The sequence below is a fragment of the Pseudomonas sp. LBUM1655 genome (genome assembly GCF_059716085.1).
The window spans coordinates 1,930,372-1,941,539 of record NZ_CP166801.1; the positions used below are offsets into that span (position 1 = coordinate 1,930,372).

An 11,168-nucleotide genomic window follows, 5' to 3' on the forward strand; every position below is an offset into this window, starting at 1 on the left:
AAACAAAGTCAAAAGATCGCAGCCTGCGGCAGCTCCTACAGTCTCAGCATTACTTCGCGACCTTGCCGAGAACGCGCAAACGGCTCACACCACCATCCGGGAACACGTTCAGACGGATGTGGGTGATCGGGCCCAGAGCCTTGATCTGCTCGGCGAAGGTGTGTTCGGCGTGCATTTCCAGTTTCTGTGCCGGCAGCAGTTCGCGCCAGAACAGCGACTGGGTTTCGATCTGGCTGTCGGTGCCGCCCTTGACGAACGCGCCCTGGATCGAGCAAGTGTCCGGGTAGTTGCCTTTGAAGTGCAGGGTGTCGACGACGATTTTTTCGATCTCGCCCGGGTGGCCCAGCGCGACGATTACCCAGTCATTGCCTGGCGTGCGACGACGTGCGGTTTCCCAGCCGTCGCCCATGTTGATACCACGGCCCGGGTTGAGGATGTTGCTCATGCGGCCGAAGTGTTCGTCGGAGCAGGCCAGCGCACGGCCACCGTTCAGAGCAGCCGCCAGGTCAACCTGTTCGTTGTCGCCAACAGCCGACCAGTCGCGGAACGGAATGCCGTACACGCGCAGACGAGCAACACCGCCGTCCGGGTAGATGTTGAAGCGCAGGTGGCTGAAGGCTTTGTCGTTGCTGATTTCGTGGTAGTGGTGGCTATTGCCCTGCAGCTCGACGGCCGACAGCACTTCAGTCCACTGGGTGTTTTCATCAGGCTCGCCCGAGGCCAGGAAGCACGCTTCCAGCGAGGCCGACGGCGGGAAGTTGCCGGTAAAGAATGAAGTGTCGATGTCTACGCCTTTGATCGAACCCGGTACGCCCAGGCGAATCACCGCGCTGTCGAAGCCTTCGAAGCGCTTGCGGCGCGACTCCCAGCCGTCCATCCACTTGCCGTTGTCATCGAACACGCCCTCCTTCCACACGGCCGGGGTTGGCTGAAACAGACGATTGGCGTCTGCGAACCAGTCATCGGTGACCGAGAGGATTTTGGTGCCCAGACGGGCATCGGCCAGGTTGACGAACTTCTCGAAAGGTACGGCGTAAGCTTTCATTCTTCTTGTCTGCCTTTAAATAAGTGGCTTGGGATGCTTGCAAGACCCTGGGTACTCTCCGCGTCTGATGTACTCGGGTCAGGCTTCGCTAGAGAGTCAGTAAACGGAACAGGGCGATCTTGTTGATCTCCGCCAGCGCACATTTGAATTCGGTGTCGACCGAGTTGTGAATGCGCGTTTCGAACGCCGCGAGGATCTGATGCCGGTTGCTGCCTTTTACCGCCATGATGAAGGGAAACTTGAACTTGGCTTTGTAAGCGTCGTTCAGCTCGGTGAAGCGAGAAAACTCTTCGGCCGTGCATTGGTGAATCCCCGCGCCCGACTGTTCTTCAGTACTGGCCGCGGTAAGCTGGCCCTGGACGGCGGCTTTGCCGGCCAGGTCCGGGTGAGCGTTGATCAGGGCAAGCTGGCTTGCGTGATCGGCGCTCAACAGGATGTCGCTCATGCGCTGGTGCAGGGTTTCGATCTCGTCGATCGAGGCATCTGCGCCCAGGTCGTAGGCCTTTTCGGCCACCCATGGCGAATGTTCGTAGATGTCGGCGAAGGCTTTGACGAAGGCGTCGCGGCTCAGGGTCGACGGTTGCAGGGTTTGAAAGCGGCTCATTTGGCGGCCCCTTGGTACGGGTGGGTTTCGTGCCAGTGACGCGCGATGTCGACGCGACGGCTGAACCACACCTGTTCATGACTTTTGGCGTATTCGATAAAGCGCTTGAGCGAAGCGAGGCGGCCCGGACGGCCGATCAGTCGGCAGTGCAGACCGATCGACAGCATCTTCGGTGCTTCTGCGCCTTCGGCGTAAAGCACGTCGAACGCATCTTTGAGGTATTCGAAGAAGTCGTCACCCTTGTTGAAACCCTGCACCTGAGTGAAGCGCATGTCGTTGGTGTCGAGGGTGTAAGGGATCACCAGATGTGGCTTGCCGGTCGGGTTGTTCGGTTCCCAGTAGGGCAGGTCGTCGTCATAGGTGTCGCAGTCGTAAAGGAATCCACCTTCTTCCATCACCAGGCGACGGGTGTTCGGGCCGGTGCGGCCGGTGTACCAGCCCAGTGGGCGCTCGCCGGTCAGTTCGGTGAGGATGCGGATCGCTTCGAGCATATGCTCGCGTTCCTGCGCTTCGTCCATGTATTGGTAGTCGATCCAGCGGTAGCCGTGGCTGCAGATCTCGTGACCGGCGTCGACCATTGCACGGATCACATCCGGGTGACGCTGGGCGGCCATGGCCACGGCGAAGATGGTCAGCGGAATGTCGAATTCCTTGAACAGTTTCAGAATCCGCCAGACGCCGGCACGGCTGCCATACTCGTAAAGCGATTCCATGCTCATGTTGCGCGCGCCTTGCAGCGGCTGGGCAGCGACCATTTCAGAGAGGAAGGCTTCGGATTCTTTGTCGCCGTGCAAAATGTTGCGTTCGCCGCCTTCTTCGTAATTGAGTACGAAGGACAGGGCGATGCGGGCATTGCCCGGCCAGTGTGGGTGAGGAGGGTTACTGCCGTAACCGATCAGGTCGCGTGGGTAGTCAGCGCTCACTGCAGTCTTCCTTCTTATTCGTTGACAGATATTACGTGGCGGCCTGGCGATGAGGTTGCAGGCTGGCGTCACAGCGATGGGCTGATTGTATACAACTTTATTCTCAATTTGTAAGCCTGATTTTTTGCATTTCTCACCGACTGTCATCTTTTACTGCTATCGGCGTGAACCTGCAAGAAACCTGCCTGACCAGTCAGCTAATGGATAGGAGGTTCAATGATCAGGCGCTGCGCTGGCAGATCCGCTGTAAACGCCCGGATGGCGGGGGTGGTGTGAAAAATGTCGTTTTTATTGTGTACAATTTTTTTGGAAAGTGTCTTAATCAATCGCTCGCCGCAGCTTTTCGTGCATCGAAAGGGTGCGGTCTCCTTTTCAACTGACTTCGGGAGGCGCGAAGTCTGACTGCTCTTTGCGGCCAGGCGCGCAGAATCAATGGGACGTTTGACAACACACGTTTTGGACGCTGCACACGGTTGCCCGGGCAGCTCGATCAAGGTCGAGCTGTACCGCGTTGAAGGTTCGCACCTGGAATTGGTCGCCAGCGCGATGACCAACAGTGACGGCCGGGTCGATGCGCCGCTGCTGCAAGGCGATGATTACCGTACCGGGGTTTATCAGGTGCAGTTCCATGCCGGCGATTACTACCGAGCCCGTGGGGTGCAACTGCCGGAGCCGGCATTTCTGGATGTGGTCGTGCTGCGCTTCGGCATCTCTGCCGAACAGGATCACTACCACGTACCCCTGCTGATTTCACCTTACAGCTATTCCACGTACCGGGGCAGCTGACCCCCAAGCAGCTGCCCCCACCGGGAAGCGACTGCGCATATAGCTTCTTTGGTCTTTTGCCCGCTCACACTGCGGGCTTTTTTTATTTCAGTGATGGCGCATGACTAAAGCTCAGTTGTCAGGCAACGACAGTGTGAGCATATCCGGCGTCTGGTGGGTGCAGCGGCCAAATATCTTCAGGTCGGCATTGGTTATTGTTCGAGACTTGTTACTTTCCAGGATCCATTTGCGCTCCGGCATGCTGTATTTGAGTTTTCCTCGGGTGCCATCGGTCATCGCAACATTGCGGACTTCGAGGACACTTTGCGCAATGGCAGAAAACTCTTCGGGCACATCGGCTGTAGCGTCGGTGGGTGACTCAAAGTATCTGGCGTCCAGGCGGTTGATATAAATTCTGTCGAAAGAAAGGTCTACGGTATGCACCACGCCCTTTGGTCCGATGACAAAAATCTCGTCAATAAGATCGTCGGCACCGTATTGAGGTAAATGCACAGTGGTGTTTCCGATATACAGTTTGTTATCCGCCAGGACGATGTTGAATTCACCGAGTTGTGTGGCGTCGAGCTCCCAAGTGGAGGAATGGTTCAGTTGGCTGCTTGCGGTGGCCAGACCGCCGGGCGTCGAAATCCGCAGCACCCTGTTCGCGCTCAGATGGATAAGATAAGTGGCTCCCGCACCTTCAATGTTATCGATGGCAGTCTGTTTGGCGAGAGGCAGTAGCCGGGAGCAAGAAGAAATGTGATCCAGCTCTAGCGCCAGGGTTTGGGGGATTTCAAAAACCGCATTGTCTTTGACCCGTATCGGGAAGCGTAAGTCGTGGCTGGTCAGCGTATTGCCAGCCACGTTGGGCTTATAGTGCGCGGGAGGTTTGGCATAGTCCGCTTCAAGAATAAGGGTGTGGGCTTTTCCATCCCGGAACACCAACATGTATCCATGAGTTGAAACATTGGCCGCCGCTTTTACCAGTGCAGCGTCGAGTGTCGTGTCTGCGTATTGGCTAACGCCGGCGATTTGCAACAGGTTTTTGCCGAAGTAAAACAGAAAATCGATTGAGACATTAACCTTGTCGTTACCGGCGGCGGCATTCATTTCAATGGACGGAGTCGTCGCAAAGGCTGCATGAGCGCTCGTCAGCTCGGAAAAGTCGTAGTCGAGAAAGATTCGGGTACCGTAATAGGAGTCAGGGTGACTCCCGGTTATAAATTGAGTGTGCGGGTTGAATCGCTGGACGTAGTAATGGGTGTTCTGGTTGGTGGGCACTTTGCACACTGTTTCATGGACAATGGTGGTTTTTTCAGGACGGCCCACCTTGGTGATTTCTGCGCTTATCTCAAACGGGTCATCGTGTTGCATTTTTTCCGGCAGATCGGGTTTCAAGTAGTAGCCATCTCTGGTGATGATGGTCAATTTGTCATTGTTCAAAACCCTGTGGCCTTCGGATGTTTTGTAGACATTGTCAATCGCTATGATGCTTCTGCGGCCATAGTGAAAATCGAACTGCAGCGTGATCAGAAGGCGAAGTCTGTCCACCTTCCACTTCTCGATGTGGTCCATTCGCCAGCCCAGCGAGATATAGCTTTCATCAACACCATCATCGCTAATGAGCACTGAGCCCTGCGCAAGGTCCACGTGATAAAAATCCGTTCCGGCTTCACCAAAGGCCGTTGCATTGTTCTTGAGCAGATAAAGCGTGTCGTTACCGGCGCCGGCGTAGATTTTGTCTGCGCCTCTTGATGTGATCACGTTGGCTTCTTTAGTGCCCGTGACAATACTTTTTCCATCATTGAGCGTCTGAACGTTTTCAATGTTTTCGAGCAGTGCCTTGAAAGAATAACTTTCTCCATCCTCGACTGTCGGATCCGCATTGGGTGTGTAGATTTGCAGGGTGCCCGCCGTCAGGTCGATGTCATATCCCCGTCCCTCAGCGGGAAATGACTGCTTGCCATCCAGTATCAATGTATCGCTGCCGGCGCCCCCTTTCAGTCTGGAGAACTCAGCGCTCTCAACCGGCCTCTCGATTGCTTGCGCGGCATTTTGGACAATGAATTTGTCATCCTTTTCACCCCCGGTCAGAGTCTTTGTCCCCTCTGCGTAATAAAAGGCATTGGGCTTTTTCTCGACACCCGTGACCGTATCCTTGCCATCACCGATCATCCACAGGATGCCTTTGTCTTCTCCTGGCGTACCGAGCACAGCACCGGGTGTCTGGGCTGTAACGCCGGCTCGTGCGTCAATCGTATCGTCAAGACCTACGACCTCGGGGACGTAGACGATCGGCATGGTTTCTACGCCCCACCAGTGCTTTACGCGTTCACGTCGTTTCTTGAGGCGGTCTTCGTAGCGGCCGTGCACGACCGCCTCGATGGTGTCCTTTTGAGTCTCGTCGAGTATCTTTCTGGCCGTCGTTGTCAGTCGTTTGGCGGTTTCGATTTTGGCTTTGGCCAGTTCGTAGCGATTTTTGATGTCTTGATCGATATCCATCAACGGCACAAACGAGAACCAGCCGGTGCGCCAGCGTTCTTCAACGGTGAGTTCAATGTAGTCGTCGATTTCATCCACCATGCGCACGGCGCCGTAGATCTGCGAGCCGATCGCCATGAGCGCACCAGCGGCCAGGCCGACCGGCCCTGCGAACGAAAAGCCGGCCAGGGCGGCGGTACCCAGAATGACCGTCATGGCGGCACTGGCGATGTTCAAACCGGCGCTGACGTAATGATCAATGGCTTGTTTGCCGGTTTTATTGCTGGCGGCGTTGAATTCTCTGACAGCACTGTAGATATCGAACGGCAACGTCTGCGCACCGCCGACAAGTCCCCCTGAACGCCCCAGCCTGATTCCGACCCGGGTTTTGGCGAAATCCTTCAAGGCGCCACTGCCTGCTTCGATCATGCGTTGACCGGCTTTGGTGACGGCTACGTCGGTGATAATCGAACCGACCTCTGTCCCGATGCCGATGCTGTTAAAGATGATTTCATCCTTGTCATTCTTTTTGACGGCATCGTAAATACCGCGAATGCCCATGAATATGCCAAAGGCCTGAATGCCGACGCTGGCACCGACCGTGGAATGGTTTTTGATGATGATCCAGCTCGGGCTGCTCTGCTTTTTTGAATAGCTCAGACGCAGATCCAGGTTCTGTGCCGAGTTGAGAAGACGAGACATTTTCTGCGAGTAACCGACCTCCCCGACGTTCACACCGGTGTCATTCCTTATGACCGGCGGGGCCGTGTGCGGGCGCAGGCAGGCCATCTCGTATAACAGGGAGGGCAGTAAATAATCGTCGCCGAAAGTGGACACTTTCATGCGCTTCTCGATTTCGGGATAACTGAGTTGCAGGGCGTTGACGAACGATCGGCTGGGTGTACGAAACTGGGTGTTATGGCCGGTCAGCGGTTGGCCATCAATAGTCGCACCCAATGCATCCAGGCCTCGACGAGTAATGGTGTAGGGGCCGATCTTGAACGGCCCAAACAGGTCGTCGAGCATCTTGAGCTGGCCGGGTTTGCGGGCGCTATTTTCGGGTTCTGGGTTTGCACTGTCGCTCTTGATGTCAGGCGCGAAGTCGATAGTCGATGAAGTGCGCTCATTAGCATGATTACCAATATCAAAAACTTCGACGGTTTCGTCTTTTGCATAGGTATTAATGGGCAGGGGGATTGACATGTAAACATCCTTGTTCGGTGTTGCAAGTTATAAGTCGATGAGAATAGGGGGTGATGCAAGCGAGAAAATAATTCTCTCGCTTGTTTCGGCTGATTTTTTTTGAATGGTTTCTATTGGCTGCCGTTTTGCGTAGCAGCCGGTTGGATCAATTAATCAAATTTTGTGATGACAAGGCTGCCTTGTCCGGAAGGTAGGATATTGAAACTTCCAAGTAAACAGAAGATTTTATTCTTCTCAACATGTTTTCGCAGGGTAAGTGCGTCATTAGGATTGATTTGGTTTTTCAGTGCTTTTGAATAAACCCACTCTGTCGGATTTACCCTGTATGTTCTGCCTTCGTGAAAAGGACTGAATAACATAAGGAATATATTGTCGACGCCTGCTCGTCTAAACATCAGTGCGTCCCTTTGTGTTTGGCGAAAAGATTCAAATATATTGTAACCTTGATGTTCCAGAGCCGCTTTGAACACGGCTCTCGGTGAACTGCCGTTTATTGCTCTTTTCCACTGCACTGGCATACGCTGCGAATCAAAGTCAATCCGGTAGAGCCCTTCAGCAGAAAAGGGTGGCATATACATGAAGCCTGTCGCGTCCTTTGGCAGCGGGGGCATGAGAGCCAATGGATCGATCAATTCCTGACGGTTGACGTTTTGAACGTCAAGGTTCCTGGATCGGTCTGTCCAGTAGTTAAACGTATCAAACAAATCATTGAGGCCGTAACCATTCATCTCTTCAGAATGATTGGCTCGCTTGAACATAAGACGTGCGGTCTCGTTTGCCGAATGATCCGACATATAAGGAAATTTATCGGCAACATAGCGGGCGAACGGTTTTTTGAATGGATGACCGTCTACGACCCTCCAGTCAGGTTCTGTGGCGACTGCGTGATTTTGCTTTATCTTCACCGCGCCTCTGGGTTGTAACTCCGGCATGACACGTAGCATCTGTTCGAACGCGTCGAAACGTTCAGCGGCGAAACGTGGTGGTTTGATAAAGACTAGAGCGTCATCGGCATGTCCCGCCTGAGGGACTATCGGAAAGTATTTTCCTTCGATTTTGATAGCGTCACTGATGTGTGGTCTGGTGGTGTTTCCCCAGGCGCGCCAGTCGCCGCTACGCAGATCCGCAGCGTCTGATTCGCCATCCATTCTCGGTCGTTTACCTGGCACTGCCGTTGGTTCATCGGTTTCAGAAGCTGCCCGGCGATTATCCGGTGGCACCGTGTGCACGGTCTTGCGGCGCCAGAGCTGTGTTCCCGGTATTTGCTCAAGCACAGAGCCAGACGCCGTCCGTTCTCCAGCAAAGGTCTGTTGATAATGGCCGTCGGGGTTTTTACGCACCATGACGGTTCCCTCCGCCAGATCGACATAGCTTTTCTTGAACTTGTCATAACGCACGCCGTCGGTCGTGCTGTGTGCACTCGTCAACAGTGCTGCCAGATGCGGGGGGAGGAGGATCGATGCTTGTGACGGCGCGCCTGCCACTGCAGGTTGCGTACTGTTTCCCTGCTCTGACGTTCGCCCATACCAGTCTGCCTCGACACGCCAGCGAGCCTGCCCTTCGATTTTCCTCAATATCGGTGGCGTAACACCCGGGGCGTCGGGCCAGGGAATCTGGTAGTCACCGTTGCTGTTGAGTTCGGCACGGTAATAGCCTCCTTCTTCCAAGTGTGCATAGAACTCACCTCTTGGGCTGACGTAAAACCCGTCGATCGACGCGTGGGGCTGCAATAGATGATTCTGCAGGGCCGGCCATGAAATCTCTCTGAGGTTGGTATTGAGATCCGTCATGACCGGATCCGTGATACGCGTTACAACGACACGCGGTGCAATGTCGTCGTTACCCGCCAACGTGGGTGTGGAAGTGTCGGATACTCGCTCACCTGCGGATATGGGCGGATTGGAACTATCAATGTTGACACGGTTGGCCACAGTTTGATCCTGTACAGGTCTGGATGTTTGGGATGTATCGCTGTAATGACTTCCCGTTATCGATTTGGGTGGTTTGGTCATTGACGTTGACCTCTGATGATCTGCTGTTTATCCAGGGCGTCGTTAATTGACGCTCTGGCGGTTTCCGTCTTTTGCGTTTATCAATCTCCACTCGGCAACAGTTAACCGGCGCAGCGTTATATCGCTACGAGCCGTAGTGCTTCATGTAAATTGATAACCGCTGTTGTAATTGACGTTTGCTGTGGTTTTATATGGAAAGCAGGTCAGCCCTCTCTGACGATAAAGAGTGTTGTAAGTTGCTGAGTCTGTTTTTGAATGCCCCCCATCAGATAGACGACCTTTTGTTCATCGATATAGGTGGCCAAGTCCTTTTGTTGTCCGCCCATACGGATTTGCAAAGCAGACTCACTCAAATGTGAAGCGGGGAGAGCCTTGCGCTGTATCTGTTTGCCGATAACTTTCGGGAAGGTCAGTACAAAGACGCTGTTGATTTTTTCTCGATGAAACAACAACGTATTTTCGCCCAGATGAGGCGACGTTTCGTTGATGAGGTAACCGTTTTGCGTCAATACAGCGCTGAACAAACTCCGCAAGTCAGGTGTTGTCGGTAGCACGGCGTGGTCAATCCAGTGCTGAGCAAATTGTCCGGGATCGAAGTCCAGGCGTTGTAATCCCTCACCTAGCGACGAAGGCATGCTCAATGACAGGTCGTCAGCATTCGGCGGCTGGAGTTTGAGTAACATCGTGAGCGGGTCAGCCAATTCTCGTCGTTGAACCGGGTTGTTCTTCCTGTCGGCCCAGAATCTAAATGTCTGGTTCAATACCGCCAGGCCATGACCGTTGATAACTTCGGATCGGTTAGCCTGATTAAACATGGCTCGAGCAAGTGAACGTGTAGATTCAGTCGACAGATATTTGAAATGCGTCGAAATGTAATTTGTGAGGGGCATTTCGAACGGTACGCGTTTGCTCAGGACACACCATTGTTTATCGACTTTAACCGCCCATTTTGGCTGTAACGCCGGGTCAGTTCCGAGCATGTGTTCGAAGGCGTCATATAAGCCAGGTGAAAATTGCGGGTGTTTCACATACACCAGTCGGGTGTCGGCGTTAATGTTCTGAATCACTACTGGGTAGTGAAGATTGTCTATTTCAATGTGCATCTCTAGCGGCGCTCTGGTCGTCTTGCCCCAAGTGCGCCATTGCTCGAAAGACGGATCAAGTGCAGCGTCGCTGGATGAAATCAAACTCTGGGTAAGTGCTTGTGTATCGGTTGCACTGTCTGCATCGTCGCCCAAAAAGAGCCGTTTACTTGGACCCGGCGCGGGATTCGTTTCAGTTGCCGGCCGACGTCTGTCCAGACGCAATGTATCTTGAGTACCCGAAGCGTGCGGTGTTTTAAGGCGCCATTGTTTTGTTCCGGCAATCCGTTCAAGCAATGCACCGGAGGGGTGTCGCTCCCTGGCGAAGGTCTGCTGATAGTTGCCGTCAGCATTTTTACTCACCATGACAGTGCCGTCGGGTGTATCGACATAGGTTTTACGATGTTTGTCATAGCGGATTCCATCGCTGGAATCCGCCGCTTGAGAAAGCCGTGCCGCCAGATCCGGATCAAGGTATTTGGTTGCGTTCACTGTCATCGGTGATGGCACGGTCGGGACATGGGGTCGTACGTCTGACTGCGGTGTCAGCCAATCCGGTTTTTCCAGGCGCCAAAGCGGCTGGTCTTTTATTTTGCTCACGAACGGGCCAGGCGAGCCGGGGGCGAAGTCGAAGGGAATCTGATAGCGGCCATCGGCTTGGCGTTCCACCAGAAAATGGCCGTCGCTTTCGATATGGGCATAAATTCTGCCGTCCGAGCTGATGAACAGACCTCCGTCAGGATCCAGTGGCATCAACAAATGCGAGCGATCGGCGGGCCAGGTTATCGAGCGCAATACGTCGTCGAGTGATAGCGGGCGGGTTGAAGGTATTTCACTGACGGTTACAGAAGGCTGATGTGTCAATTCGTCGGACGCCCCCTCGGGCGTGAGGTCGAGAGTTTGATCAACGCGCGCACGCATCGTATCGATACCCGCGATATCCGTGCGGTTGACGTCGGGCGAATTCACGGCCACAGGATCGGTCTTGGCGGGGGAATCAGGCAGAGGGGTGCCTGGTTTTTTTTTCGGAGGTTTAGCCATTCAGGACATTCT

General features: G+C 54.1%; 7 protein-coding genes. 1 reads left to right on the forward strand and 6 read right to left on the reverse strand.

Annotated elements, in window-relative coordinates:
* Positions 1-49: 49 nt before the first annotated feature.
* From alc to puuE, 3 genes are all read right to left on the reverse strand, one after another.
* Complete coding sequence (gene alc / locus ACA074_RS08700) at positions 50-1,045, reverse strand: allantoicase (RefSeq protein ID WP_497658988.1); 996 nt, start codon at positions 1,043-1,045, stop codon at positions 50-52.
* An 88-nt stretch (positions 1,046-1,133) separates the two neighbouring features.
* Entirely contained in the window at positions 1,134-1,649 is a 516-nt protein-coding gene (gene uraD / locus ACA074_RS08705; protein ID WP_187680064.1) for a 2-oxo-4-hydroxy-4-carboxy-5-ureidoimidazoline decarboxylase, read from the reverse strand.
* Positions 1,646-2,572, reverse strand: a complete 927-nt coding sequence (puuE, locus tag ACA074_RS08710) for an allantoinase PuuE (RefSeq protein ID WP_401269696.1) — start codon at positions 2,570-2,572, stop codon at positions 1,646-1,648. Before puuE ends, uraD begins: the two co-directional genes overlap by 4 nt.
* 432 nt (positions 2,573-3,004) lie before the next feature.
* Here puuE and uraH point away from each other — a divergent pair, with 432 nt between their 5' ends.
* The gene (gene uraH, locus ACA074_RS08715) at positions 3,005-3,358 is read left to right on the forward strand and encodes a hydroxyisourate hydrolase (RefSeq protein ID WP_401269699.1); all 354 of its coding nucleotides are present in this window, start codon (positions 3,005-3,007) and stop codon (positions 3,356-3,358) included.
* A gap of 111 nt (positions 3,359-3,469) precedes the next feature.
* On the opposite strand, the gene ACA074_RS08720 is transcribed toward uraH, so the two are convergent.
* The 3 genes from ACA074_RS08720 to ACA074_RS08730 all read right to left on the reverse strand — a co-directional run bounded on the left by ACA074_RS08720 (position 3,470) and on the right by ACA074_RS08730 (position 11,156).
* On the reverse strand, positions 3,470-7,021 hold the full coding sequence (locus ACA074_RS08720; protein ID WP_497678788.1) for a calcium-binding protein: 3,552 nt from the start codon (positions 7,019-7,021) through the stop codon (positions 3,470-3,472).
* Between the two features lie 149 nt (positions 7,022-7,170).
* Positions 7,171-8,952: a hypothetical protein gene (locus ACA074_RS08725; RefSeq protein ID WP_497678789.1), complete on the reverse strand. Its 1,782-nt coding sequence runs from the start codon at positions 8,950-8,952 to the stop codon at positions 7,171-7,173.
* A 284-nt stretch (positions 8,953-9,236) separates the two neighbouring features.
* A complete protein-coding gene (locus tag ACA074_RS08730; protein ID WP_497678790.1) occupies positions 9,237-11,156 on the reverse strand; it encodes a hypothetical protein in 1,920 nt (639 codons plus the stop codon).
* Between the last annotated feature and the right edge of the window lie 12 nt (positions 11,157-11,168).

Excerpts from the sequence above, each read along its gene's own strand:
- alc (WP_497658988.1), bottom strand. The coding sequence starts at position 1,045 with ATGAAAGCTTACGCCGTACCTTTCGAGAAGTTCGTCAACCTGGCCGAT.
- uraD (WP_187680064.1), bottom strand. The coding sequence starts at position 1,649 with ATGAGCCGCTTTCAAACCCTGCAACCGTCGACCCTGAGCCGCGACGCC.
- uraH (WP_401269699.1), top strand. The coding sequence starts at position 3,005 with ATGGGACGTTTGACAACACACGTTTTGGACGCTGCACACGGTTGCCCG.
- ACA074_RS08720 (WP_497678788.1), bottom strand. The coding sequence starts at position 7,021 with ATGTCAATCCCCCTGCCCATTAATACCTATGCAAAAGACGAAACCGTC.
- ACA074_RS08730 (WP_497678790.1), bottom strand. The coding sequence starts at position 11,156 with ATGGCTAAACCTCCGAAAAAAAAACCAGGCACCCCTCTGCCTGATTCC.